This is a genomic window from Paeniglutamicibacter quisquiliarum (genome assembly GCF_019084045.1).
Lineage (GTDB): Bacteria > Actinomycetota > Actinomycetes > Actinomycetales > Micrococcaceae > Paeniglutamicibacter > Paeniglutamicibacter quisquiliarum.
Genome location: NZ_JAHRED010000001.1, coordinates 236,519 through 261,907, shown reverse-complemented (window position 1 = coordinate 261,907; position 25,389 = coordinate 236,519). Strand labels below are relative to the sequence as shown.

Sequence of the window (25,389 nt, the reverse complement as noted above, 5' to 3'; positions counted from 1 at the left end):
TCAGCAGTTCTCAACGCACTTAATCGGATAAACCGCCCCCATCAGGGCCGGTAGCTTGCCGAATCCTGAGGACCTCAGTCTTGGTGCCTTCCAAGTCGGAGTCGACACTCCCGCAGAGCTCCGCCATACGGGACCGGTTCAGTTCATTGGACAAACGTTCCGGTCAGCGCTGAACCGCTTGGCATGAATTTTCGCTACCGGTAGACCCCGCTCCCTTGCAGACCGGCACCTCCGCCCCGGACACGGAAAGGCACGTGGCCACCGCCCGCTGGGGGCGGCAGCCACGTGCCTACCTGTCGTTCCCGGTTCTCAGGCTCCGTGCACCGGTTCGGGCTGGTTGACCAGTTCGGTGCGCCAGCTGCGCTTGGGCTCCCAGCCTAGGACTGTGCGGGCACGCTCGATGCTGAACGCCGGGGAGGTTCCCGACAACACCGCGGCCTTCTCCTCGCTGCCCCGAACATAGCGCGGCACCAGCTCGCTCAACGGGCGCGTGGCCAGCGCGTCCGCGGCGCCGACGAAGAAGGTCGAGCCGTTCTCGATCTTGTCCATCTTCCCCAGCAGCAGCAACAGGAAGTCTGTGACATCCCGCGCATCGACGTAGTTGAACAGCGACGGTGCAGCGAGGTCCGGATCCTGAAGCCGTTCGGTGACGGTGTGGCCCTGCTGGGTGGGAGCGCCCTCCCATTCCTCGGGGGCAATCACGTAGCAGGGGCGGAAGGAGGCGAACCGTGCCTCGTTGCCGCGGGCCGCGGCAAACATCGCGGCGACCTGTTCGGCCACCAGCTTGGAGAGCCCGTAGGCGTTCCACGGCAGGGTCGGGGTGTCCTCGTCCAGCGGGAAGCGTTCGGGCAGCCAGCCGGCGGGCGCCCCGTAGCCAATGACGGTGGGGCTGGAGGCCAGCACGATCCTGGTGCACCCCGCCTCCAGCGCGGCGGATGCTACGTTGTGGGCGATGGTCGCGTTGGTCTTCAGGATCACCGCCTCCGGGGCACTGAACGGCACGGCGATCGCGGCCAGCGAGATGACGGCATCCGGGCGGACCGAGGCGAAGGCCTCGAGGGTCTGCTCGGTGTCCATCAGGTCGACCGAGAGGTAGTTTGCCCCGGGCTCCGGGGCCTCGGGCAGGCGTTGGTCTACGGAGGTGACGGCGTGGCCGGCTGCAAGCAGCCCTTGGACAACGCTGCGTCCGAGTCGTCCCGAGCCGCCGGTGACCAGAATGTGTTCGGTATTTCCCATGTCCGTCAGCCTACCGCCCGGCCGGAACCGCGTGCGCGACGTCCGCCGTGCCCAGCTCCAGCCCGAGGTCCGCTACCTGGATGGGTAATCCGAGGCGCAGGGACTCGTTGCCGGCGATGCCCACGGCGATGGCAGCGACCCCGTCACCCAGGCCCGCGGGACGGGCGTACTCGTCCTGGACGGCACCGCGGAAGATGTCGGCGAGCAGGAGCTTGTCCCCGCCGCCGTGGCTTCCCTCGCCGTTGACGATTTCCAGCTCCTGGGCTGCCTCCCAGTGCCGCTGCAGCACCAGCTGCTCCCCGCGGCGGCGCACCAGCGAGTCCTGGCCGTCCACCGAGACCGAGGGGTCAACCGGGGATCCTCCTACAGCCGGGAGCACCGCGGCGCGCTCGACAACGTCCAGCTCGAGCCGCCCCTCGGTGCCGTTGATGCAGACCCGGTAGCCCTCCCAGGGGCTGTGGGCGTTGAGCGAATAGGACAGCAGCGCCCCGCGGGCATAGGTCACCGTGAGTGCCAGGTTGTCCTCGATGTCGATCTCGCCGCTGAAAACGTCCTGGTCGCGCCGGTATCCGTCGAGGTGCTCGTTGTCCAGGTAGAGGCCCTTCAGTCGTGGGTCGCTGCGCAGGTCAAGGGCGAATGGGTCGGCCTCCGAGCCGTCGAAGGTCCCCCGCCAGTGCTCGCGGTGCTGCCCGCGCGCCTCGGCGTTCCCCGGTCCGTAGAAGGCCAGGGAGCCTGCAGCGTAGACGCGCTCGGGCGCATCGTCCAGCCACCAGTTGACCAGGTCGAAGTGGTGGCTGGACTTGTGGATGAGCAGGCCGCCGGAGTTCGCCTTCTGCCGGTGCCAGCGCCGGAAGTAGTCGGCCCCGTGGACGGTATCCAGCATCCAGGTGAAGTCCACCGAGGTGACCGTCCCGATCCGTCCCTCCAACAGCGCCTTCTTCAGCGCGGTGTTCCGCGGCGAGTAGCGGTAGTTGAACGTCACGATCACGCTGCGCCCGGTTTCCCGGACGGTATCGGTGATGCGGCGGGCATCCTCGGCATTGATCGTCAGCGGTTTTTCCACCACGACGTCGGCGCCCGCCTCGAGCGCGGTGCAGATGACCTGGGCGTGGGTGAAGTCGGGGCTGGTCACGATCAGCCGGTCGATGCTTTTCTCCCGGATGAACTCCGCCAGTTCCTCCGGGGCAAAGCCCTCGACCTTTTCGCCGTAGCTTTGCTCGATGAGGTCCTCGAAGTATTCCAGGCGCCCGGGATTGGTGTCGCACAGGCCGACGAGTTCGGCCACGTCGGCGTGCTCGCCCAGGATCGCGTGGATGTACATCTCGCACCGGTTGCCGGTGCCGACGATTCCGTAGCGGCTTCGTGCCTGGCTGGTGTCCTCGAATTGCACGTGCTGGCCTTTCCTCAGTGATTCGCTCGGTGGTTCAGGGATGCTGGTGGTTATTTCATGCCCGTGGTGGCGATGCCCTTGACCAGGAACTTCTGGCCCAGGACGAAGGCGATGAACACCGGCAGCAGGGTCACGATCGACATCGCGAAGAGCGCTCCCCAGTTCGATTCGCTGGTGGCGTCGACGAAGGCGCGCAGCGCCACCGGGACGGTGAACATGTCGGGGTCGGTCAGGTAGATCAGCGAGGAGAAGAAGTCGCTCCAGGTCCAGATGAAGGTGAAGATGGTGGTGGTGGCCAGCGCCGGGACCATCAGCGGCAGGATGACCTGCAGGAAGATCCGCGGGTGGCCGGCGCCGTCGATGCGTGCCGCCTCGTCGATGTCCCGCGGGATGCCGCGGATGAACTGCACCATCAGGAAGATGAAGAAGGCGTCGGTGGCCAAGAGCTTGGGCACGATCAGCGGCAGGAAGGTGTTCACCCAGCCGAGCTGGGAGAACATGATGTACTGCGGCACGATGATCACGTGGATCGGCAGCATGATGGTCATCAGCATGATCGCGAAGAACAGGCCCTTGAACCTGAACTCGAGCCGGGCAAAGGCGTAGGCGGCCATGGAGCAGGAGACCAGGTTGCCGATGATGGAGCCGAGCACCACGATCGCGGAGTTGAGCATGAAGTGCCCGAAGGGGTGCGAGAGCGCGGTCCAGCCCTCGGCGTAGTTCTCCCACTGGAAGGTTTGCAGGAACAGGCCCGGTTCGCGGAAGATCACGTCGGTGGGTCGCAGCGAGCTGACCACCATCCACAGCAGCGGGTAGATCATCACCGCCGCAACGGCGATGATCATCAGGTGCTTGAGCAGCGACCTGGCCACCGACCACTTGGCTTTCCGCTCCCGGCGCCGCAGGGCGCGCAGCCGGTTGCGCTGTTCGCGCGGCAGCCGTTCCTCATCCAGCGCGGCTTGGGCTGCGATCAGTTCGAATTCCTCGTCCGTGCCGGTGGCCGCCTTCCGGTCATCGGTGACCGGGGATTTGATTTGCTCAGTCATCGTAGAACACCCAATACTTTGAAGCTAGGAAGTTGATGGCCGTGAACGCGCCGACAATGACCACGAGCAGCCAGGCAATGGCCGAGGCGTAGCCCATGTCGAATCGTCCGAAGCCCTGCTGGTAGAGGTAGAGCGTGAAGAACATGGTGGAGTCGGAGGGCCCGCCCTTGCCGCCGGAGACGATGAAGGCCTGGGTGAAGGACTGGAAGGCCCCGATGACCTGGAGGACCAGGTTGAAGAAGATGATCGGACTGATCATCGGCAGCGTGATGGTGATGAACTGGCGGAACTTGGACGCGCCGTCGATCGACGAGGCCTCGTAGTACATCACCGGCACCTGGCGCAGGGCGGCCAGGAAGATGATCATGGGCGAGCCGAAGGTCCACACGTTGAGCAGGATCAGGGTGCCCAACGCGGTGTTGGGGTCAGAGATCCAGCCCGGTCCCTGGATCCCGACCATGGCCAGGAACTGGTTGACCAGGCCGCTGGTGCCGAAGATCTGCTTCCACAGCACGGCGATGGCCACGGAGGATCCGAGCAGCGAGGGCAGGTAGAAGATCGAGCGGTAGATGGCCAGGCCGCGCATCCCCCGGTCCAGCAGCATTGCCACGCCCAGGGCCAGCGCCAGCTGGAGCGGAACGCCCACCAGCACGTAGATGAAGGTGACCTTCAGCGAGTTGTGGAGCCGGGCGTCCTCCATCATCCGCACGATGTTCTCGAAGCCGCTCCACACCGGGGCCTGCAGCAGGTTGTAGTCGGTGAAGGAGAGGTACAGCGACATGAACATGGGTCCGATGGTGATGGCCACCAGCCCGACCAACCAGGGCAACAGGAACCAGTAGGCGGCCTTGTTGTCCTTGTGCTTGATCTTGATCTTGGTCTTGCCCCGGCCGGGACTCGTCTTCAGCCGGGAGAGTTCTCCGAGCGCACTCATGAACCTGCCTTTGTTTTGGTGCCGCGGGCAGGAACAGCGGCCCTGCAGAGCGGAAGATGGACGTTCGACATGCACGGCCTCCTGATTTGGGAAAGCGGTTTCCGGGGTTGCATCAACACTAAACGCAGCACGATGTGACGTCAAACACCCTAGGGTGAATTCCCGGGGCGAACATTCACCTTTCCGGCCCGCGGGGCCGCCCCGAACCCGCTTTTGCCCCTACTGGACAAAGCAATCCGGGGCCCGGATTGTCGCCCATGCCTTTATGGCATCAACCCATCCACATTTGGTCCTAGACAGCAGTGGGGCCCGACCCTATATTCGGGTGGTGTGGGATGCACCCATCTCCGCCCGGCAATCTGCCCCGCAAAACCCATCCTTCACTTGGAGCCTTCCCCATGCCAGAGACAGATCCACGACCGGAACAATTCATTGAGTCGGTGGAGCTGCTCCGGGTGCGCATGCCCTTCAACGCGGCCCGCAGCGCAGAGCCCGGAAACGAGAGCATCGACGAATTCAACGCCTCCTCGCGCACCTTCTCGTCCATGGAATCGCTCATGGTGAAGGTCGGCACCACTGAAGGGTTGGTTGGCTGGGGAGAGGCCTTCGGGCACAAGGTCAACGACGTCACCTGGGCCGCCCTCGAATCGCTCGTCGCCCCGTTCTATCTGAACAAGCCCGTGGATCCGGAAGCGCTCAACGACCAGGCGCAACGGGCCTTCCATGCCTTCGGCCGCACCGGCCCGGTCCTCTATGCCATTTCCGCCCTCGACATCGCGTTGTGGGACATCAAGGCGCAGATCGCCGGCAAGCCGCTGCGGCAAGTGCTCAACCCCGAGGCCCGGAACAGCATCCGGGCCTACGCGAGCCTGGTGCATTACGGGGAAGACCCGGCCGAGGTGGCCCGGCAGATTTCCCGCGCGCAGCAGCTGGGCTTCGAGGCCTTCAAGCTGCACGAGTCCAGCTACCCGGCCATTGCCGCGGCCCGCACACAGGCGGGAGCCGACGCCCCGCTGATGGTGGACGTCAACTGCCGGTGGAATGAAACCGACGCGGCGGACGCCATCGACTCGTTCCTGCCGCTGAACCTGCGCTGGCTGGAGGAACCCCTGTGGCCGCCGGACGACGTCGAGGGCCATCGCCGGTTGAACGCCAGGGGGATCGCGCTGGCCGGCGGCGAGAACGCCTCCGGCACCCTGGCATTGGATGCCGCGCTTGCCGCGGGAGCGCTGGGGGTTGGCCAACCGAGCATCGGAAAGATCGGCGGGTTCAGCTCCATGCTGCACTACCTGCGACCCCGCACCGACGCGGCCGTGGTGGTGCCGCATTGCTTCTACTACGGTCCCGCCCAAGTGGCCACTGCGCAGTTCATTGCCGCGATGCCCGGCGAGGTCGAACTGGAATTCCCGCTGCTAGTTTGGGACGAGCAACTTCATCCCCTGCATGCGGCCCGGGCAACCGTGGAGCTTCCCGACACCCCGGGCCTTGGATTCACCCCCGACGCGGAAGTTCTCGAAAAGTATCTGGTGGACCGGCTGGTGCTGGGCGCACCACAGCGCGCGGGACTGGGCGGGCAGTAACCTCCACGCCCCCTGCCGGACCATGGACATGGCGACATGCCCGATGCCCTCCCCTCCCCACGACCAAAGGCGCGCCCGATGCCCCCTGCAGAAACCAAGCACCTTCGAACGCTGTCCATCGCAATAGTCCCCGATTCCTTCAAGGGAAGCGCCGGGGCCGGAACCGTCGCCCAGGCCATGGCACGCGGCGCCCGCACCGCGGCAAGGGCCGCCGGACGGGAGGTGGCGATCAGCACGTTGCCCTTTGCCGACGGCGGCGAAGGGACCCTTGATGCCATTCTCGACGCCTGGGACATTCCCGCCCGGTCCGTGGCCACCACCGATGCGCTGGGTCGCGACGTCGCCGCCCGCTACGGTCTCTCCCCCGACGGTTCCACCGCCGTCATCGAGGCCGCGGAGGCCAACGGGCTGCCCGCCGTCAGCGATGTCCCGCTACGGCCGCTGCACGCCACCACCTTCGGCATCGGTGCGCTGGTCAACGCGGCACTCGATGCGGGGGCCACGGAAATCGTGTTGTGCATCGGCGGATCGGCCACCACCGACGGCGGCACCGGATTGCTCAGCGCGCTGGGCGCCCGCTTCCTGGACCGGGACGGACACGAGCTGCCACCGGGCGGCGGTTCGCTGCGGGACCTTGCCTCCATTGACGTCTCCGCACTGGACCGGCGCGCCTTGGGCGTATCCTGGAAAATCGCCTGCGACGTCACCAATCCCCTGGTCGGCGAGCGCGGAGCGGCGGCGGTCTTCGGGCCGCAGAAGGGCGCGAGAACGGCGGAGATCGACGTCCTGGATGCCGGGCTTCGGCGCCTGGCAGTCGTCATTGGCGAAGCCACTGGACGCCAACTCGGTGAAGTCCCGGGCATGGGTGCGGCAGGAGGATTGGCCGCCTGCCTCGCGGGGTTCTGCGAGGTCGAGCTGGTTCCGGGATGGGAACTGGTGGCCCAGATCCTGGACGCCCGCGAGATTCTGGGAACCGCCGATCTGGTGCTCACCGGCGAAGGCCGCCTGGACTCGCAGTCCCTCCACGGCAAGGTGGTCAACGGGGTGCGCCTGGCCAGCCGGCCCGAGGCCGACGTGATCGTGATTGCCGGCAGCATCCAGCTCGGCCCCGACGAACTGGCACAGGCTGGCATCCTTGCCGCCTATTCGATCTCCCCGGGGCCCGCCACCCTGGAGGAATTGAGCGGGCAGGCGGAAGGGCTCATCGAGAGCACCAGCTACAGCGTGGTGCGCACCTATCTGGCAAACGGCCAACCGGGCTAATACCGGGCGGCGGCTCGCCCACTATCGGTGGACCTTCCACCGACGGGAAGGCCGATGATGGTTCCATGAGTGTTTCGATGTCCATTGGCGATTTCTCGCGGGCCACCAAATTGAGTGCAAAGACCCTGCGCTTCTATCATCAGGTCGGCTTGCTCCTTCCGGCGCGGGTGGAACCGTCCAATGGCTACCGCTTCTACGAGGCCGGACAAATCTCCGATGCCCAGGTGATCCGGGACTTTCGCGCGCTGGACATGCCGGTTGACCTGATTCGCGGCATCCTCTCGACACCGGGCGGCCCGCAGCGGGAGCAGATGATCGAGGGCCATCTGGCACACATGGAGGCCCGGCTCGAGGCGACCCGCTCCGCGGTGGCCTCCCTGCGGAGCCTGCTCGATCCGTCGAAGGCCCCCTTCGACATCCGGCTGCACCGCCAGCCACCCCTCAATGCGGTGGTCATCCGCGAAACCATCAGCCTCCCGGATCTCGGCAGCTGGTTCACCGGCGCCATGGAAGAGCTGGATGTCCTGGTGGCCACCACGAAGGTTCGTCCCAGCGGTCCGCGCGGCGGACTGTGGGACACCGAACTCTTCCTGGACGAGCGCGGCGGTGCCGCGCTTTTCCTTCCAACCCATGTGCTTGAATCGGCACTGCCGGGGCGGGCCCGGGCCGAGATCCTGCCGGCAATCGACCTCGCCGTGGCGACGCACCGGGGCAGCGACGACACGGTCCTGGAGGTCTACGGTGCGCTGGGACGCTACGTCGCCCGCCATGGCATCAGCGTCGAGGGACCTCTGCGGGAAACGTACCTCGAGGGGATACCTGGCGGGCAACACCGGGCGGTCACCGAGATCGGATGGCCAATCCAACCCATTGCGCATCCGTGTTGACTCTCCCCTGAGGGGAAGGGCCACGATAGGAACATGACCGACAAAAACCTCTTCCCGTCAGCGGCAACCTACTTCGACCTCATGGAAGGAACCGACAAGACCCGGGTCGTCGCGGTGTTCACCGCCGACGCCGAGGTGGTCGACGATGGCCACACCTACACCGGGCACGGTGAGATCCTTGGCTGGCTTACCGGACCCGCCGGCGCATTCACCGCCACCTCGACGTGGCTCTCGGGCAGCCTGGAGGACGACACCGCCGTTGCCGTGATTCGCCTGGCCGGCAATTTCCCCGGCAGCCCCGTTGACCTGCGCCATGAATTCACGCGGAGCAGCACCGGGCTGATCAGCTCGCTGAAGATCACCGCCTGAGTTCAGGACGCGTCGTTCGGGGCGTTTGGTTCCTCGGCTTCCGGGGTGAGGGAATCCAGGAAGATCTTGCGCAGCATCTCGGCCGCGGGGTTGGTGGAGGATTCGTCCCACGCCAGGTACATGTCCGAGTGGTTCAGCTTCGACAGGCCGTTGGCCCCGGCTATTTCCTCGAAGACCACCCCGCGCGGGGTGAACTCCATGGCCGTTGCCGGAACCAGCGTGACGCCCAGTCCCGCTGCAACCAAGGCCAGCAGGGCCGGGATCTGGCTGGCGATCTGGGCAATGTTCGGCCGGGCACCGACCGAGTCGAAGAGCCGAAGGACCAGGTCGTAGAAGTACCGGGCCTCCCCGGTGGAGTACATCATCAATGGCAGGCCCACCAGCTCCTTGATGAACACGCCCTTGCCCGTGGCCAGGTCGTGTCCCTCCGGAAGCGCCACCACCAGGCGGTCCTTCTTGATGAGCTGGGTGACCACGCCGGGGCGGGTGACGATCGGTCGCAGGATCCCGATGTCGATCGCGCCCTTGCTCAGCGCCTCGAGCTGTTCGACGGAGACCGCCTCGCGCAGCACCAGGGTGACGTGCGGCAGGTGCTTGGAGGCCTGGCCCAAGAGGTCCGGCAGCACGGCCTGGCCGGCAACGGCCGTGTAGCCGATGACCACGGTTCCCGCATCACCGGTGGCCACCCGCGAGACCTCCAGGCTGGTCTTGGCGCTCAGGTCCAGGATGCGCCTGGCATTGGGCAGCAGCACCCGTCCGGCCGCGGTGAGTTCCACGCGCCGGGAGTTGCGGATAAAGAGCTGGGCCTGGAGCTCGCGTTCAAGGAGCTGGATCTGCCGGCTCAGCGGCGGCTGGGTCATGTTCAGCCGTTCCGCCGCCGCACCGAAGTGCAGTTCCTCGGCCACCGCCACGAATGATTCGAGCTGGATCAGTGAAAACATCGATTCACTCCTTGGATGATTGGTTGTCATATTTAGCTTGGACACGCATCTATGCAAGCTCCTAGGGTGAGTCTAGCCACACCATTGATACGGAGCCCCACATGTCGGAAGCCCAGCCAGAATTTCTGTTCTCCACCCTCGAGTCCGCCGCCACCGCCACGAACCGGTGCACCATCACCGAGGTTTCCGTGACCCCCGTGGCCTTCGCCGATCCCCCGCTGCTGAACTCCGTCGGCGTGCACGAGCCCTTCGCCCTGCGCGCCATCGTGGTCATCCGCACCGCCGACGGACTGTACGGACTCGGCGAGACCTACGGCGACGAGGCCCACGTGGCACGGCTGAACCGGGCGGCCACCCTGCTGGTCGGCGCCGACGCCTTCAACATCAACCAGGTCTCCGCCCTGGTTTCCGAGTCCCTGCTCGAGGACTCGGGCCTCGGCGGGCACGGCACCGGCGGCATGGTCACCACCACATCGTTGCAGGACCGGGTCCTCTCGGCCTTCGATGTTGCCTGCCTGGACATCCAGGGCAAAGCGCTGGGTGTTCCGGTCAGCACGCTGCTGGGTGGAGCGGTGCGGGACGAGGTCGCGTTCAGCGGCTATCTCTTTTACAAGTGGGCGGGACACCCGGGCCAAGCACCCGATGCCTGGGGCGAGGCCATGGACCCGTCGGGAATCGTGGCACAGGCACGCAAGATGGTGGACGAGTATGGCTTCACCGCGCTCAAGCTCAAGGGCGGTGTCTTCGAACCGGAGATCGAGGCCGCCACGATCGAGGCGCTGCGCGTCGCGTTCCCCGGGATGCCGCTGCGCATCGACCCCAACGGGGTATGGACGGTCGAGACCGCCATCAAGATCGGGAAGCGGCTGGAGCCGGTGTTGGAGTACCTCGAGGATCCGTGTCTGTCGATCGCGGACAACGCGAAGGTTCGCGCCGCAGTGAACCTGCCCATCGCGACCAACATGTGCGTGGTGTCCTTCAACGACGTCCCGCCGGCCATCGCCGCTGGCTCCGTGGACGTCGTCCTCTCGGACCACCATTTCTGGGGAGGGCTGCGGCGCTCGCAGGCCCTGGCCGGGATCGCCGAGACCTTCGGTCTTGGCCTGTCCATGCACTCAAATTCGCACCTTGGTATCAGCTTCGCCGCGATGATCCAGCTGGCCGCTGCCACCAGGAACATCGACTATGCCTGCGACACCCATTGGCCTTGGAAGCTTGCCGCCGATGACGTCATCGTGCCGGGCGCCTTGGAGATCGAAGGCGGCTCGGTGCGGGTCCCCACCAAACCCGGACTCGGGGTGGAACTCGACGAGGAGGCACTGGCCCGGATGCACCGGCAGTACCTGGAATGCGGGCTGACCAAACGCGACGACACTACATACATGCGCAGCATCGATCCGGAATTCCAGCTGACCACCCCGCGCTGGTGAGTGTCATGCGCATCGTTGTCACCGACCCCATCATCTCCAGGTTTGCGGACCTGCTGCAGGAAACGGCACCCGGCAACAACTGGGAGTTCGTGGCCGGCCTCTCCCCCGAAGAACAATCCGCTGCCATCACCCGCGCCGAGGTACTGGTGTGCGCAACGCTCAGCCCCCAGGATGCGGCGCGGTGCACCGCCGGATTCGTGCACATCACCGGTTCCGGAGCCGACCGCGTCGCGGTCGCCGACCTTCCGGCCAGCACCGTGGTTTCGCGGACCGCGCACCATGAGCGCTCAATCGCCGAACACATCCTGATGGCGGTACTGGCACACCAACGCCGGCTGCTCTCAGTGACCGACCAGATGCGTTCCGGGGTCTGGCGCTCGGTGGCGACGGAAACAAGCACTGCGCTGCACCGGAGCCTCGATGAACTCACGATTGGGTTCGTGGGACTTGGCGGAATCGGCACCGAGGCGGTGCGCCTGTGCACCGGACTGGGAATGACGGCCGTTGCCGTGCGCCGAAACCCTGCATCGACGGAGGAAGCCCCCGCCAACCTGAAGTGGGTCAAGTCCATGGACGCCCTTCCCGAGTTGCTGGCCGCCTGCGATGTCGCGGCCCTTTGCCTGCCGCTGACGGATGAAACCCGCGGCCTCATGGGAACCGCGCAGTTCGAGCAGATGCGCAGCGACGCCCTGCTGATCAACGTGTCCCGCGGCGCGATCGTTGACGAGGAGGCACTGTATGCGGCGCTTGGGCGAGGCGAAATAGGAGGAGCTGCCCTGGACGTTTGGTGGGAGGCTCCAAACGGTACCGACGCACCCGAATCGGTGTCGCGTTTCGCCGCACTTCCCACTGTCATGGCGACGCCACACCATTCGGGCCATGCGCGGCAGACTTTCGTCCGTCGCGCGACGGAAATCGCGCGGAACATCAACCAGTTCAAGGAAGGACTGTCGCCGAGCAATAGCTTTGATCGGGCCTAGTTTTGCCAAACGCTCCATCTGCCTGGCCACATCGTTGATCAGCAGGTATTGCACAAACAAACTTGGCGAACGCCGGCCGTGCGGGTTGAGCGTTCACAAATAATTCAGTTCAGGCCTATGGACGGCTCCGCCGTCTACATGTTGGACTGTCCCCATGACTAACTACAACATTGGTTATTTCGTCGGTTCCTTGTCCACCAACTCCATCAACCGCACCCTTTCCAAGGCATTGATCAAGCTGGCACCGGACAACCTTCAATTCACCGAGATCTCCATCAAGGATCTCCCGTTGTACAACTACGATTTCGACGCCAACTACCCGCCCGAGGGCACCGCATTCAAGCAGGCAGTCGAGTCTTCGGACGGCCTGCTGTTCGTCTCCCCCGAATACAACCGATCGATTCCCGGCGCACTGAAGAACGCCATCGACTGGGGTTCACGCCCCTGGGGTGCCAACTCCTTTGCCCGCAAGCCCAGCGGCATCATCGGCGCCTCCGTCGGCGCCATCGGCACCGCAGTCATGCAGTCATCCATGCGCAGCGTCCTCAGTTTCCTCGATGCCCCTCAGCTGAACTCCCCGGAGGGCTACATCGCCTTCAAGCCGGAGATCTTTGATGCCGAGGGCAACGTCTCCGACAGCGGGACTGCCGATTTCCTCGGTCACTACATGAGCGAGTTTGCAGCGTTTGTCGAGCGCGTCCTGGATGCCAATGCCGCAGGCCACATTGGCGATGCGGACCCGGTCGAGGCTCCGTAGCCTTTGCCATTAACCACGAGGGCTGGGATCGGCTTTCCGATCCCAGCCCTCGTGGCGTTGACCGGTTGCCTCATCGGGCTTCGCTCACTGTTTGAGAAACCGCCCTGGGTCAGAGATTGCGCGGTCGTCAAGGCCTGTCCAATGGATCGCCCAGATCTGGTCAAGCACGGCTGCTGCGTTGGGCAAGCGACACACAACCATCACTTTCAGTGGACTTCACCCGCAAGGGGGCACTCCTACTAAGCGCACAACGACAACCGTCTGCGAAGTGCAGCAATCGTACCCCTAGACAGTTGTCGTTCCCGAGTCAGCCATTCCGCCCGCAGACTAGTCCAGACTAGTCGTCACCGATTTCACTCTGGTGTAGCTTTCAAGCGCGTAGGTCGACAGGTCCTTCGCATTGCCCGAATTCTTGAACCCGCCGTGAGGCGCCTCCGCGGGACAAATTTGGTGACAATTGACCCACGTCTCACCGTACTCCAGCGCGTTAATCACCCGCGTGGCTCGAGATACGTCTTTGGTCCAAACACTGGCCGCCAATCCATACTCAGAATCATTGGCCAGTTCCAACGCCTCTTCTTCAGACACAAACTTTTGGATAGTCACCACGGGACCGAAGAGCTCGTCTCTGACAATTTCATCGTCCTGACGTACTCCTGCCACAACCGTTGGTGCAAAGAAGTTTCCGGGCCCTCGACTCGTACCACCTGCAAGGAGCTTGGCGTGTTCGGGGAGGCGCTCAATGTACCCACGAACACGTTTGAGCTGGGCATCGCTATTTAACGGCCCCATAAAATAGGAACCATCAGCAGGACCACCGTAGGTGATGGCATCGGCGGCCCTTGCCAAACGCTCGGACAGATCGTCGTGGATCTTCTCGTCGACAAGGACACGCGTAATGGCAGTGCAGTCCTGTCCCGCGTTGAAGAAAGCCGCCGAAACAATCCCTTGAATCGTTCGTTCGATATCTGCATCGTCGAAAACCAAGGCCGGCGCCTTGCCACCCAACTCCAAGTGCACCTCCTTGAGCGTCTCAGCGGCGCTAGCCATGACCTGACGCCCCGCGCGGGTACTACCGGTTATGGCAACTAGTTCGGGAACCGGGTGCGCAACTAGCGCCTTTCCAGTTTCGCGGCCGCCACACACGACGTTCAGCACGCCAGGAGGAAGAATCTCCTGCGCCAGCTGGGCCAACAACACCGTGCTATATGGTGTGGTTTCGGCCGGCTTGATGACCAGCGTATTTCCCGTGGACAACGCCGCACCGATCTTCCAGACGGCCATCATCAATGGGTAGTTCCACGGAGTAATCTGGCCGACCACTCCGATGGGCTCACGCCGGGTGTGTGTCGAGTACCCCGGCAAGTACTCGGTTTGCCCCAGACCCACCAGGGTGCGAGCCGCGCCCGCGAAGAAACGGAGCTGATCCGCCGAACGCAAGACCTCAATGTCCTTCGTTGCTTCTCGGGGCTTGCCGGTGCAGGCGACCTCGGCATCGGTGAACAAGTCTGCTTTCGACTCGATAATGTCCGCCAACCGTAACAGGATGCGCTGACGTACTGCCGGAGTCGTCGACTTCCACGAGGCGAACGCCCGCTTGGCTGCCTGCACCGCTTCGTCCACCTCGGCCGGTGTGCTGTCGGGAGCCGTTCCCACCGTTTGCCCTGTTGCGGGGTCGTGGAAGGCAAGTGACGTTTCGCTAAAAACGACTTGCCCGTCAATAACATTGCCAAGAGTAATCATTCGGTCACGTTCTCCCTTGAAATAGCTGGACCGCGCGTCGACGAATCGACAATCAAGTGGATGACTGCAGGTCCTTCGAATGCTGTGGCCTGCATATAGGCATCGGCGAAGCCTTCGGCCGACTCCAGTCGGACGCCGAATGCCCCATATGCCCGTGCCAGCGCTGCAAAGTCGGGGTTGTTGAGTTCCGTGGCGCTTGGCCGGCCCGGGTATTCGCGTTCCTGGTGCTGGCGAATGGTCCCATAGCAAGAGTTATCCACGATGAGGATGACGATGTTGGTTCCCTGAGAGACCGCGGTTGACAGCTCTTGGCCATTCATCAGGAAGCAACCGTCACCAGCCACCGATAGGACCTGTCGCGCGGGGAAGACCAACGCCGCAGCGACGGCCGCGGGTATGCCTACACCCATGGCGCCGTTCTTGGGGCCTATCACCGACGGATAGATGCGTGCCGGCAGGAAGCGCTGCGGCCAGATGGCGTGGTTTCCAGCACCGTAGGTCACGATGGCATCCGCCGGCAGCAATGCCTGCAGTTGCTCCATGACCTGCGAGAGGTCGACCCCGGTTCCGCCATCCCGCAGCGGTGTCGAGTACTCGACCCATGCAGCACGACCCTCAGCCAACCAGTCGCCCTTGTCTTTGCGGGGTTCGGAGATCTCGGAAGCTCGCTTGACGAAGCGCGCCGGGGGCGCGACAAGTTGCACATCGCAGCGTCCGTAGTGACCGACCAGGTGGGGATCGGCGCTGACCACCACGGTGGTGGCGTTGACTCCCAGTGAATAGGCGTCACTAAGAACATCCGAGCGGACGGCACCAAGGTAGATAATCAGGTCAGCACGTCCGGCGTAGTCGCTCAACTGCTGGCTGCGGCCGTAGCCCAACATGCCGACGTAGGCGCTACTCGAGTTGTCTAGGACATCGTAGGACCTGAAATCCGTCGCCACGGGCAGTGCCCGGGTCTCGGCCCAAGATGCGAGGGCCAGCGCCGAGTCGACGCTCCACCCTTCGCCGCCGGCAATCACCAGCGGGCGGGAAGAAGCATCAATCAGCGCGTCGATCGACGCGATATCGGACTCCTCAACGGCCATGGAGGCCAACGCGCGCACCGGCGCAACTACGTTTGGAACTCGTTCGCGCAGGACTTCCTCCGGCAGCCCGATGATCACCGGTCCGGGCCTGCCGGAGACGGCGAGGTGCATGGCCTCGGCGACCACGGCACCGGCCTGCGCCGGGTCGTCAAGGACGTATACCCGCTTGGACGTCGTGCCGAACCACCCCTCGAGGCTGAACTCCTGAAACGCCTCATGGCCGCGCTGCACCGTGGGAATCAACCCGACGAATAGAATCATCGGTGTCCCATCCTGCCATGCGGTGTGAACGGCAATCATCGAGTTTGCCGCGCCGGGACCACGTGTCACCATTGCGATGCCCGGAAGTCCGGTCAGACGTCCCTCGGCCAGCGCCATGATTCCTGCACCTCCCTCTTGGCGGCACACCACGGTGTTGATTGAGGAATCGTATAGTCCATCGATGGTGTCAAGGTAGCTCTCGCCCGGCACACAATAGACGCGCTGGATGCCGTGGCTTTCGAGCTGCCGGACAATGAGGTGCCCAGCGCTCGTCTCGAGCATTTGTGAAACTTCGGGGGAATTGATGACTGCAGTCACGGTCGTTCAGTCCTTCTGAGAGTTGCTGTGGAAAGCTGGGTTAGTTGCCGGTACTGGCCAAGTTTCCTTCGGTGGCCGCTTCCAGTTCCAAGTCTTCCTGGGCTCGCTTGGCAGCCACCCGCTTGGAACCTGCACCAATTGCGCCGATCATGCTGACCAGCGACACACCCATCAAGAGCAGTGCGACGCCCCAAGAGGCTTTTCCATTCGCAACGAGCAATGCCTGGGAGATCATCGGCAAGAAGCCGCCGATGATGCCGAAGACGTTGTATGAAACGGCCATTGCCGAGTATCGGTACTGGGCGGGGAAAATGCTGGTGAGCAGCGAGCCGATCGGTCCGTACGGAATCGTCAAGGTGGCCATGCCGATGACGACGCCGAAGGTTGCCAGCACCGGATTGCCCGTGTCCACCAGGGCGAAGACCGGGAATGCCATGACAGCAGAGATCGCGGCACCCGTGGCGCAGACCTTCCAGGCTCCAAATCGATCAGCCAGGCGACCTGAAACGATGATCACGACGATCTGGCCGAGTGCGCCAAAGAGTGTCGCGTTGAGCATGGTCTGTCGTTCCAGTCCGAGCACGGAGGTTCCGTAACTGATCATGAACGTGGTGATGATGAAAAAGCCCGAACCACCCAAGAGTGCGGCCATGCCACCGAGCAGCATGCGGCCGCCGGTGTGGCGAACCGCAGAAACCAGCGGCACCTTTGAAATCGTCTGCGTTGCCTGAAGCTGCTTGAACACCGGCGATTCTTCGACGCGGTACCGCAGGTACAACCCGACGGCGAGGAACGGGAAGGCCATCAGGAATGGAATGCGCCAGCCCCAGGACAGGAAGTCGGCTTCCGGCAACGTGACTACGATGGCCAGGGCGCCGGTGGACAGCAACGTCGCCACCGGCGAACCCAGCTGAGGGATTGCCGCGTAGATGCCGTGCTTGTGCTTCGGGGCGTGCTCCATGACAAGGGTCATGGCACCTCCCCATTCGCCGCCCGCGGAAATGCCCTGGAACAGGCGCATCAGCAAGAGTGACAAGGGCGCCAGAATTCCGGCTGCCGCGTACGGCGGAAGCAAACCGATGATTCCCGTGGAAACACCCATCAAGATGATCGACCCCACGACGGCTGCGCGTCGCCCCATTCGATCACCCAAGTGGCCGAAAATGACGGCGCCCAAGGGACGAGCGACGAATCCGGCGGCGAAGGTCGCAAAGGACAGCATCGTTGCAACGGCGAGATCATGTGCGGGGAAGAATAAATGCGTGAAAACTACTGCCGATGCTGTGCCGTACAGAATGTAGTCGTACCATTCCATGGCTGTGCCGGCGAACGCCGAAGCAGCTACGCGCCGCAGTTCCCTTGGTGAAGTGGTGGTGGATGACATTGTTGGTCTCCTTGCGAATGAACAACCACTTGGCGTGGCTATGTCTCATATCACAAGACAATTTCAGTTCTTCGCTCGCGGGAACATCGCCCTTGCGTACAATTGACGCCGAACGCTGTCCAGCGCGGACAGTGCCTTGGATCACGGTTACGGGCAGGCTGAATGAATCCTCCGGAATTAACGCACCATCCTTGGCAAGACTGAAAAGGACCAATCCTGTGCTTCGACTTTCAACGGCCCTTTTGGCTCCGGGGCTAGGCCTAACTCGAATCGGCAAGGCGACGAGCGACCCCGAGGTCCACTGGGCCCATGTCAGTGAACTGCCGGATCCAACCCCTTGGCTCGCCGGCAACGAACTTCTTCTAACTACCGGACTCAAGCTATTCAGGAACTCCGCCAGTACACACGAATACTGCGCAAGACTCGTCGCGGCCGGAGTCGCGGCACTGGGCCTGAGTACCGGGGCCTCCCTGCCGCACTCCAATGTCCCGCCGGAACTTCTCCAGGCTGCGGAGGAAACTGGGCTGCAACTTGTACACGTACCCGAGGGTACCCCAATGCAAATGGTCGTGCGTCGAGTCAGCGATGCCCTCAATGAGGAACAGACAGAACCCCTAAGGCGCGCCCTGCTCGCGCAGCGCCAACTCAGCGAAGCCGCAACCGAGCCAAACGGGGTGATGGCCGTCCTCCAAGCACTCAACGCAAACACCACCATCGTCGCTGCGGTTTACGATCCAACGCACCAGCTGCTCGCAAGTTCCGGCGATGAAGCGGCGGGGCAATTCGCCGCCCGCAAGCAAGAAATCACTACCCGCATGCTGGAGGGGGTTCGCTGGATCATCACCGATGATGAGTCGCATCGATCCACCGTGGTCTCGCCTCTTGGCACGCAGGGGCGTAGTCGCGGCGTCATGATTGCCGTCAAATCCGGCCAATTGAGCACCTACGATAGGGCGCTGTTGACCATGGTTTTTTCTTTGCTGGGCGTCCTCTTGGAATTGCGCCATTCCAGCTCCTACCAGCAACGCCAGGTCCGAAGCCGCACCATGGAAGCTCTACTCGGGGGAGATCTCACAGACCTCGAGGCAACCGTTCGGCTCGCACGGGCGGGAATTGATTGCACGACGTTGCAGGCAGTGGTCCTACCCGCAGGGCTCCCTGAACCCCACATCTCCACGTTAGTCTCCCAAATGCAGGAACATTGCAGTGACATCCTGGCCAAGGAACGGGAGGACGAGTGGGTCCTCCTGCTATGCGATCCGTCCAAGCAGGCGGCGGACGTGATTGCGGATTTAGTCCGCCGCGCCAAGCCGGGGCCCGCGGGAATCGGCACCGAGGTCGGTTTGGACCACGCAGCACTCAGTCTCAAGCAAGCACGGCGCGCCCGCTCGCTGGCCGAGCGCCGCGGGCTTGATTGCGTGGTGCTTCCGGATAGTGCCGGATACCGGGCTATGCTCATGCTCGGGGATCCGGCCGAGCGTGCCACATTTTCCGACTCGGTGCTCGCTGCCCTCGATGAGTATGACGAGCGAACGAATTCCGAGCTCGGCCGGGTGCTCCATGCCTACTTGGAGAACACATCGAATATCGAGTCCGCGGCTGTCTCGTTGGGAATCCACAGACACACGATGCGGTCACGACTGGCAAAGATCACCGAGCTAACACAGCGAAACCTGGCCAATCCCGCGGATCTTCTTGAGTTGTGGCTGGCCTGCGAATTTCGCGAACTTGCCCGGAACGGCAATTGACCGAGGGCACGGCTTGCCGCACCCCCGGGTCGCTAACTCAGCAGGCGAACAATCCGTGAGGATCGTATTCCGCTGTACCGCCTACCAGCGTGGCTAAGACCGAGATCTTCCCGATGTCCTTCGCGTCAACGGTCGTCGGGTCCGCATCAAGCAGCACCAGATCCGCGAGGAAGCGTTCCTTGATCCGCCCCTTTGATCCTTCCTCGCGGGACGCATAGGCTGAGTGCATGGTGTAGCTCTTGAGCGCCTCCAGAGCGCCGACTCCCTCGTGCAGATTGAACTCCGCGCCGCTGGAAGTCGTGCGCTCCACCATGGACTGAAGCGCCTTCAGCGGCGCGCCTTGGACCACCGGACGGTCAGACCCGCCGGGTACCACCAACCCGGCTTCGAGGAACGACCGGTGCCGGTAGGTCCACGGCAGCCTGCCCGCGCCGATGACTTCGGCGACGCCGTCCCCGATTTCATAGACAAAGCGCCCCTGCGGAGACGGGATGATCCCCAGTTCCACGAAGCGGCTCATCTGGTCGGGTCGAACCACGGAAGCGTGTTCAATGCGATGCCGCGGGTCGGTTCGCGGCTTAGATTCAGTCGCGGCCTGGATCATGTCCAAAGCCACGTCCACTGCGTTGTCTCCGATGGCGTGCACCGCCAGCTGCCAGCCGCCCCGGTGCGCGGAAATTGCAATGTCCCGCAATTCGGCTTCCCCGAATTGCATCACCCCGGCATGGTCATGGCCACAGAAGTTCTCCGTCATGGATGCGGTTCGACTCATGAGCGCCCCGTCGGTAAAGACCTTCAGCGGCCCTAGCGATAAGCGTTCGTTTCCGAAACCCGAACGCATTCCAAGGTCCAATCCCAAATGATAATCATCCACGCTGGCCGTTGTGATCTCGTGGAAGTTGTCCATGGCCACCATCAGTTGCGTTCTGACGCGGATCTTGTTCGTTTCGTGACCGCGCTGGTAGGCAGCCAGTTCCACGGGGGAAGAACCAACTAACGGCGAGTCACCAATTCCCGCCTCCGCCACAGAGGTCAGTCCCTCGGAGAGAAAGCGATCGCTGGCCAGGCCCAGCGCCGTCACCAGATCCGCTTCGCTGAATGGCTTGCGCAGGTTCCTGAACGGCGTCATTGCCTGTTCCGCCACCAGACCGGTGGGGACCCCCTGCCCATCCCGTTCAATGAATCCGCCCGGAGCAACGGGGAAGTCGGGGCTCATCGCACCGATTCTTTCAAAAACCGCGGTGCTAGCTGCCAGCATGTGGCAGGTGCGGTGGATGAACATGACCTTGCGGCCACCGGAGGCCATGTCCAGCTTTTCGCGCTCGGGGTGTCCTCCCAATCGGGTCTGGTCATACCCGGAACCGGTGATCCACTCGCGTCCCGGTTCAGCCGCAGCTACCGCAGCCACCGCGTCGTACAGCTGGTCGGCTTCGGTGAATCCGCTGGCGTCGATCTCTTGGAGCTGCTGGCCATAGGTTGCCATGTGGTTGTGCACGTCGTGGAAACCGGGAATGAGCGTTGCCCCCGCGGCATCAACAACTCGGCGTGCACTCAGGCCCTCGATCTCGCCATCTACGCCCACGATGCGCCCGTGCCAGATGCCAACGGCGGAGGCGGCGGGGCGGTTCTCATCGAGTGTGAGGACATTGGCGTTCTTGATGATGAGGTCTAGTTTCATGACTCAACCCTATTGGTGACCGTCACTACAATCTGATGTCCGTAGCGGACAACTAGGGCCAAAACTTATCCAGCGCGGATATCCGCTGGCGCCCAAAAATCTCCTAGGTTCATATAAGAGGAAGTTGCCCAGACCACATTCGCGTATCCCAGGAGGTACTCATGGCCCAAGGAACGACGCCGGTTCACCCATATGTCCCGAATTCGGCCCCGGCGACAAAACAGGCGATGCTTGAAGCCATCGGGGTTGAATCGATTGATGAGTTCTTCAATGTCATCCCCGAAGAGTTGCGCATGAAGCGGCCGCTGGATATTCCGGCAGCGCTTGATGCCGAAGCGGAGCTGCAACGCCACATGAACGGCCTGCTCTCCAGGAACCGCCCCACGACTGCTGCGCTCTCGTTCCTTGGGTCCGGATGCTACCCGCACCATGTCCCGGCGGTATGCGACGAAATCAACCAACGGGCAGAATTTCTCACCGCCTACGCAGGCGAGCCTTACGAGGACCACGGAAAGTGGCAGGCCTTGTTCGAGTACACCTCGCTGATGGCTGAACTGCTCGAGATGGATGTCGTTAACGTCCCTACATATGACGGTTACCAAGCTGCCGCAACGGCACTCCGCATGGCCGGACGCATTACCAACCGCCGGCGCGTGATCGTAGCGGACACTCTCGCGGCCGGCAAGCGAGCCAAGCTCGAAACCTTCCTTTCCGGCGTCCTGACCATCGATTTCGTTGCACCTCGCCCCGAAACAGGACGAATCCACCATGATGATGTCGTGGAATTGTTGGGCCCCGACACCGCTGCTGTATTCCTCGAAACTCCCAACATGATCGGAGTCATCGAGGCCGATGCCGCAGAGATTGCCGAATTCGCCCACCGCCAGGGCGCACTGCTCGTCTGCTCCACCGATCCCCTTAGCCTTGGCTTCACCGAGCCGCCGGCGAGGTGGGGTGCCGATATCGTCTGTGGTGACATCCAGTCTCTCGGCCTTGGCCTGCACTTCGGCGGGGCAAACGGCGGGTTTATTGCCACGCACGATGACGAGCGATTCGTCTTTGAATTCCCGTCGCGGCTCTTCGGCCTGGCGCCCACCCGTGTTGAGGGGGAACTTGGTTTCTGCGATGTTGCCTATGAGCGCACCTCACTGGCAATGCGCGAGGACGGAGTCGAATGGGTGGGCACCGCCGCCGCGCTTTGGGGCATCACCGCCGGCGCCTACCTTGCCTTGATGGGGCCGCATGGGATGCGCACATTGGGTGACACCATCGCCGTGCGCACCCGAGAGGCCATGGGAGCTCTCGCCGAGATCCCCGGACTCGAAGTCTTGCACCAACGCAGTGCCCACTGGCGGGAATTCGCTGTCCGTTTCCCCGGCCGCAAGGCGAGCCAAGTGAATGAGGCCCTGCTGGCCCGCGGCATCTACGGCGGGGCAGATGCTACAACGGTCTTCGCCGCCGGCAGCCCAGACACGGCCGTGTATTGCACAACCGAACTCCATACCTCGAACGACATCAACGCGCTGGCCAACGCACTCAAGGAAATCCTTTCATGACGACCATCCAGACCGAACCAACGTCCGCCACCAAGACTGCTCGGGAAGCCCCCCTGCAGGTTGAGAAGCCACTGTTGCGTCGCTATCACGCGGCGCGATGGGATGAGCCGCTGATCTTCCAGCTGGATGCCGAGGGACACCGCGGTATCGCCGTGCCAAGCTCCGATGAGTCACAGCTGGCGGACACTCCAGAGAACTCCTTCCGCCGCAAGGATGTTCCCTCCCTGCCGCAGATCGGCCAGTCTCAAGTGCTGCGCCATTACCTGCGTCTGTCCCAGGAAACACTGGGCGCGGACCTCAACGTCGACATCGGCCAGGGCACCTGCACCATGAAGTACAGCCCCAAGGTCAACGAGCGGTTCGCCGGTTCGGGCCAGTCGGTCGATACCCACCCGCTGCAGGATGCCTCGACGATGCAGGGGACCCTACAGATCCTCCACGAGCTCGAATCCTATCTGGGCGAGGTCTCGGGCATGGACGCGGTAAGCCTGCAGGCAGGTTCCGGGTCGGCGGCAATCTATGGAAACGTCAAGGTCGTCCAGGCGTACCACGAGGCCCGCGGCGAGGGCGATGTTCGCGATGAAATCATCACCACAATTTTCTCCCACCCCTCCAACGCCGCGACCGCGAAGACCGCGGGGTACAAGGTCATTACCCTGTACCCGGATGAGAACGGATTCCCGGATCTGGAGGCGCTCAAGTCCGTCACCAGCGAACGCACCGCGGCGCTATTCATCACCAACCCCGAGGACACCGGGATCTTCAACCCGCGTATCACCGAATATGTCGATGCAGTCCATGAAGTCGGCGGCCTGTGCGTCTACGACCAGGCGAACGCCAACGGTCTGCTGGGCATCGCCCGTGCCAGGGAAGCAGGCTTTGACCTCTGCCACTTCAACCTACACAAGACCTTCTCCACCCCGCATGCCTGCGGTGGTCCGGCAGCCGGAGCCATCGGCTCAAGCGCTCAGCTCGCCCCGTTCCTACCCGGACGGCGCGTGGTCAAAGGTGCGAACGGCTACGTCTGGCAAGTGCCCGATGAACTGGCAACGGCCGATATCCGTCCGTTCCACGGCGTTATTCCCAACTTGATCCGTGCCTACAGTTGGATCCGGTCTCTGGGTGCCGAGGGCTTACGGCAAGTCTCAGAAATCGCGGTGCTGAACAACAACTACCTGCTGGCCGAAATCCTCAAGATCGATGGCATCAGCGCCCCCTACGCCGCCGGACAACACCGTGTGGAACAGGTCCGATATTCCTGGTCGGAGCTGACCGATGAGACCGGGATCGGCTCAGCGCAGATCGGCGCTCGAATGGCCGATTATGGGATGCACTACTGGACAAGCCACCATCCGTATATTGTCCCGGAGCCGGTCACGCTCGAACCCACGGAATCCTATTCAAAACGCGAACTCGATGAGTACATTGCCGCCCTGCGCAACACCGCTATGGAAGCCCGTGTGGAGCCCGAGGTGCTCCAAGATGCGCCACACCGCTCCAGCATCCACACGGTTGACGTTGACGCCATGACTGATCCGGACACATGGGCCACCTCGTGGAGGGCTTACCGCCGCAAATACCAAGGCGCTGAATTCGCCTTGGCTCCCCGCTGGGAACCGGACGGGGAGCTTCCGGTGCGCCCCCGTCCTCCCAAGGCCCACCACAGATGATGAGCACCCTCGGTTCGTGGACCGTTGGGCTGGTGGTCAACCCCGTGGCAGGTCTGGGCGGTCCCGCCGGGCTGAGCGGCAGCGATGGGGAAGGGATCCAGGCAGAAGCAATTCGGCGTGGATCCCTTCCCCGGTCCGCAGATCGGGTGGGGCGGATGCTTCGCGAATTGTCCCGGCGTGAGGTTCCCATCCGGCTCGTTGTGCCTGCGGGACCGATGGGCGAAGACGCTGCCCGGCGCGCCGGTTGGATTCCGGATATTGTCATCGCCGCGCCAGCAACGGCTACCACGGCCGCGGACACCACCGCGGTTGCCGCCGCGCTCCTCGAGAGCAACGTCAATGTCATCGTCTTCGCCGGTGGAGACGGAACGGCCCGGGATGTGATGGATGGAATCGGCCCGGACACCGTGGTCCTCGGGATCCCGGCCGGGGTCAAGATGCACTCCGGTGTTTTCGCCAGGTCTCCCGAGGCCGCGGCGGGAATCCTGGCCGATGCGGTTCGAGGTTCAGGACGAACGAGTGTGGCGGAAGTAGTAGATATCGATGAGGACGCACGGCGTCGAGGCATCCTGGGCTCGCGGCTCTTCGGCCGAGTCAACGTCTTGGGCTCCTCGAAGCAAATGCAAGGCGGAAAGATCGGGTCGCAGGCGGCACCACGTGAGGTCTTGGGCGGCATCGCTTTCGAAGTCGGCCAGCGCCTGGATCCAAAGGCAATGGTGCTGCTGGGCCCCGGCACCACAGTTGCTGCTGTGGCGCTCTCCTGGGGTCTGAAATCAACGCTTCTGGGAATCGATGTCGTTCACGATGGGAAGGTCATTTCGACAAATTGTTCGGCGTCCGAGTTGCGTTCCGTCACAAGCGGGTACCCGCTTCAGGCCATCGTCTCCCCCATTGGCGGTCAGGGATTCCTGTTGGGTCGCGGTAACCAACAACTCGACGAAACCCTGCTGACCCGGCTTACCGGCGAGCGGCTGATAGTCGTGTGTACGCCGGAGAAGCTGGGTTCGTTGGGTGGCGGACCGTTTTGGATTGACACTCCGGATCCGGAGCTGTCGCTTGCGTTGGCCGGACCACGTCGCGTCATCATCGGCCGACGTCAAGAAGCAGTTATACACCTGAAGAATGCGTAG

The 25,389-nt window shown here is 63.3% G+C and carries 20 protein-coding genes; 11 read left to right on the top strand and 9 right to left on the bottom strand.

The features are described from left to right. Positions 1-309 precede the first annotated feature (309 nt). The 4 genes from KRR55_RS01170 to KRR55_RS01155 form a co-directional block, all read right to left on the bottom strand. On the bottom strand, positions 310-1,236 hold the full coding sequence (locus KRR55_RS01170) for an NAD-dependent epimerase/dehydratase family protein (RefSeq protein WP_217387208.1): 927 nt from the start codon (positions 1,234-1,236) through the stop codon (positions 310-312). Between the two features lie 10 nt (positions 1,237-1,246). Further along, positions 1,247-2,626: a Gfo/Idh/MocA family protein gene (locus tag KRR55_RS01165; RefSeq protein WP_336245008.1), complete on the bottom strand. Its 1,380-nt coding sequence runs from the start codon at positions 2,624-2,626 to the stop codon at positions 1,247-1,249. A 50-nt stretch (positions 2,627-2,676) separates the two neighbouring features. Then, on the bottom strand, positions 2,677-3,471 hold the full coding sequence (locus KRR55_RS01160) for a carbohydrate ABC transporter permease (protein WP_217387658.1): 795 nt from the start codon (positions 3,469-3,471) through the stop codon (positions 2,677-2,679). Between the two features lie 193 nt (positions 3,472-3,664). Next, positions 3,665-4,606, bottom strand: coding sequence for a carbohydrate ABC transporter permease (locus tag KRR55_RS01155; RefSeq protein ID WP_217387207.1), 942 nt, complete (start codon positions 4,604-4,606; stop codon positions 3,665-3,667). Positions 4,607-5,004: 398 nt separating this feature from the next. On the opposite strand from KRR55_RS01155, the gene KRR55_RS01150 reads away from it, so the two are divergent. The 4 genes from KRR55_RS01150 (at position 5,005) to KRR55_RS01135 (ending at position 8,705) form a co-directional block, all read left to right on the top strand. Beyond that, positions 5,005-6,186, top strand: coding sequence for a mandelate racemase/muconate lactonizing enzyme family protein (locus KRR55_RS01150; RefSeq protein WP_217387206.1), 1,182 nt, complete (start codon positions 5,005-5,007; stop codon positions 6,184-6,186). A gap of 78 nt (positions 6,187-6,264) precedes the next feature. After that, the gene (locus KRR55_RS01145; RefSeq protein WP_217387205.1) at positions 6,265-7,449 is read left to right on the top strand and encodes a glycerate kinase family protein; all 1,185 of its coding nucleotides are present in this window, start codon (positions 6,265-6,267) and stop codon (positions 7,447-7,449) included. A 65-nt stretch (positions 7,450-7,514) separates the two neighbouring features. Continuing rightward, complete coding sequence (locus tag KRR55_RS01140; RefSeq protein ID WP_217387204.1) at positions 7,515-8,336, top strand: MerR family transcriptional regulator; 822 nt, start codon at positions 7,515-7,517, stop codon at positions 8,334-8,336. A gap of 33 nt (positions 8,337-8,369) precedes the next feature. Continuing rightward, positions 8,370-8,705, top strand: a complete 336-nt coding sequence (locus KRR55_RS01135) for a nuclear transport factor 2 family protein (protein WP_217387203.1) — start codon at positions 8,370-8,372, stop codon at positions 8,703-8,705. 2 nt (positions 8,706-8,707) lie between these two features. On the opposite strand, the gene KRR55_RS01130 is transcribed toward KRR55_RS01135, so the two are convergent. Then, positions 8,708-9,646: a LysR family transcriptional regulator gene (locus KRR55_RS01130; RefSeq protein WP_217387202.1), complete on the bottom strand. Its 939-nt coding sequence runs from the start codon at positions 9,644-9,646 to the stop codon at positions 8,708-8,710. 101 nt (positions 9,647-9,747) lie between these two features. On the opposite strand from KRR55_RS01130, the gene KRR55_RS01125 reads away from it, so the two are divergent. The 3 genes from KRR55_RS01125 to KRR55_RS01115 all read left to right on the top strand — a co-directional run bounded on the left by KRR55_RS01125 (position 9,748) and on the right by KRR55_RS01115 (position 12,813). Further along, positions 9,748-11,076, top strand: coding sequence for a glucarate dehydratase family protein (locus KRR55_RS01125; protein ID WP_217387201.1), 1,329 nt, complete (start codon positions 9,748-9,750; stop codon positions 11,074-11,076). 5 nt (positions 11,077-11,081) lie between these two features. Further along, entirely contained in the window at positions 11,082-12,056 is a 975-nt protein-coding gene (locus KRR55_RS01120; RefSeq protein WP_254455791.1) for a 2-hydroxyacid dehydrogenase, read from the top strand. A gap of 154 nt (positions 12,057-12,210) precedes the next feature. Then, positions 12,211-12,813 carry an NADPH-dependent FMN reductase gene (locus KRR55_RS01115; protein ID WP_217387199.1) on the top strand — a complete coding sequence of 201 codons (603 nt, stop codon included), beginning with the start codon at positions 12,211-12,213 and terminating at the stop codon, positions 12,811-12,813. Between the two features lie 327 nt (positions 12,814-13,140). Here KRR55_RS01115 and KRR55_RS01110 read toward each other — a convergent pair whose 3' ends face one another. Genes KRR55_RS01110 through KRR55_RS01100 form a run of 3 tightly spaced genes read right to left on the bottom strand, consistent with a single transcriptional unit; the run spans position 13,141 to position 17,607 of the window. After that, entirely contained in the window at positions 13,141-14,556 is a 1,416-nt protein-coding gene (locus KRR55_RS01110; RefSeq protein ID WP_217387198.1) for a gamma-aminobutyraldehyde dehydrogenase, read from the bottom strand. Continuing rightward, a complete protein-coding gene (locus KRR55_RS01105; protein ID WP_336245007.1) occupies positions 14,553-16,223 on the bottom strand; it encodes a thiamine pyrophosphate-dependent enzyme in 1,671 nt (556 codons plus the stop codon). The genes KRR55_RS01110 and KRR55_RS01105 overlap by 4 nt, the downstream gene beginning before the upstream one ends. A 40-nt stretch (positions 16,224-16,263) precedes the next feature. After that, the gene (locus tag KRR55_RS01100; protein WP_217387197.1) at positions 16,264-17,607 is read right to left on the bottom strand and encodes an MFS transporter; all 1,344 of its coding nucleotides are present in this window, start codon (positions 17,605-17,607) and stop codon (positions 16,264-16,266) included. Here KRR55_RS01100 and KRR55_RS01095 point away from each other — a divergent pair. Further along, the gene (locus tag KRR55_RS01095) at positions 17,502-19,355 is read left to right on the top strand and encodes a PucR family transcriptional regulator (protein WP_336245006.1); all 1,854 of its coding nucleotides are present in this window, start codon (positions 17,502-17,504) and stop codon (positions 19,353-19,355) included. The two genes, KRR55_RS01100 and KRR55_RS01095, sit on opposite strands and share 106 nt — an antisense overlap. A 37-nt stretch (positions 19,356-19,392) precedes the next feature. Here KRR55_RS01095 and KRR55_RS01090 read toward each other — a convergent pair whose 3' ends face one another. Next, positions 19,393-20,937 (bottom strand): amidohydrolase, encoded by a 1,545-nt coding sequence (locus tag KRR55_RS01090; protein ID WP_217387195.1) that lies wholly within the window; start codon positions 20,935-20,937, stop codon positions 19,393-19,395. A gap of 257 nt (positions 20,938-21,194) precedes the next feature. Here KRR55_RS01090 and gcvPA point away from each other — a divergent pair, with 257 nt between their 5' ends. Genes gcvPA through KRR55_RS01075 form a run of 3 tightly spaced genes read left to right on the top strand, consistent with a single transcriptional unit; the run spans position 21,195 to position 25,389 of the window. After that, on the top strand, positions 21,195-22,589 hold the full coding sequence (gene gcvPA, locus KRR55_RS01085) for an aminomethyl-transferring glycine dehydrogenase subunit GcvPA (protein WP_217387194.1): 1,395 nt from the start codon (positions 21,195-21,197) through the stop codon (positions 22,587-22,589). After that, the gene (gcvPB, locus tag KRR55_RS01080; protein WP_217387193.1) at positions 22,586-24,259 is read left to right on the top strand and encodes an aminomethyl-transferring glycine dehydrogenase subunit GcvPB; all 1,674 of its coding nucleotides are present in this window, start codon (positions 22,586-22,588) and stop codon (positions 24,257-24,259) included. The genes gcvPA and gcvPB overlap by 4 nt, the downstream gene beginning before the upstream one ends. Next, a complete protein-coding gene (locus KRR55_RS01075) occupies positions 24,256-25,389 on the top strand; it encodes an ATP-NAD kinase family protein (protein WP_336245005.1) in 1,134 nt (377 codons plus the stop codon). Before gcvPB ends, KRR55_RS01075 begins: the two co-directional genes overlap by 4 nt.

Bases quoted from the DNA above. Each gene is read 5' to 3' on its own strand.
- KRR55_RS01095 (WP_336245006.1), top strand. From the start codon at position 17,502: ATGCTGTGCCGTACAGAATGTAGTCGTACCATTCCATGGCTGTGCCGG.
- KRR55_RS01110 (WP_217387198.1), bottom strand. From the start codon at position 14,556: ATGATTACTCTTGGCAATGTTATTGACGGGCAAGTCGTTTTTAGCGAA.
- KRR55_RS01130 (WP_217387202.1), bottom strand. From the start codon at position 9,646: ATGTTTTCACTGATCCAGCTCGAATCATTCGTGGCGGTGGCCGAGGAA.
- KRR55_RS01170 (WP_217387208.1), bottom strand. From the start codon at position 1,236: ATGGGAAATACCGAACACATTCTGGTCACCGGCGGCTCGGGACGACTC.
- KRR55_RS01115 (WP_217387199.1), top strand. From the start codon at position 12,211: ATGACTAACTACAACATTGGTTATTTCGTCGGTTCCTTGTCCACCAAC.
- KRR55_RS01160 (WP_217387658.1), bottom strand. From the start codon at position 3,471: ATGATCATCGCCGTTGCGGCGGTGATGATCTACCCGCTGCTGTGGATG.
- gcvPA (WP_217387194.1), top strand. From the start codon at position 21,195: ATGGCCCAAGGAACGACGCCGGTTCACCCATATGTCCCGAATTCGGCC.
- KRR55_RS01135 (WP_217387203.1), top strand. From the start codon at position 8,370: ATGACCGACAAAAACCTCTTCCCGTCAGCGGCAACCTACTTCGACCTC.
- KRR55_RS01075 (WP_336245005.1), top strand. From the start codon at position 24,256: ATGATGAGCACCCTCGGTTCGTGGACCGTTGGGCTGGTGGTCAACCCC.
- KRR55_RS01125 (WP_217387201.1), top strand. From the start codon at position 9,748: ATGTCGGAAGCCCAGCCAGAATTTCTGTTCTCCACCCTCGAGTCCGCC.
- KRR55_RS01100 (WP_217387197.1), bottom strand. From the start codon at position 17,607: ATGTCATCCACCACCACTTCACCAAGGGAACTGCGGCGCGTAGCTGCT.
- gcvPB (WP_217387193.1), top strand. From the start codon at position 22,586: ATGACGACCATCCAGACCGAACCAACGTCCGCCACCAAGACTGCTCGG.
- KRR55_RS01120 (WP_254455791.1), top strand. From the start codon at position 11,082: ATGCGCATCGTTGTCACCGACCCCATCATCTCCAGGTTTGCGGACCTG.
- KRR55_RS01155 (WP_217387207.1), bottom strand. From the start codon at position 4,606: ATGAGTGCGCTCGGAGAACTCTCCCGGCTGAAGACGAGTCCCGGCCGG.
- KRR55_RS01150 (WP_217387206.1), top strand. From the start codon at position 5,005: ATGCCAGAGACAGATCCACGACCGGAACAATTCATTGAGTCGGTGGAG.
- KRR55_RS01140 (WP_217387204.1), top strand. From the start codon at position 7,515: ATGAGTGTTTCGATGTCCATTGGCGATTTCTCGCGGGCCACCAAATTG.
- KRR55_RS01145 (WP_217387205.1), top strand. From the start codon at position 6,265: ATGCCCCCTGCAGAAACCAAGCACCTTCGAACGCTGTCCATCGCAATA.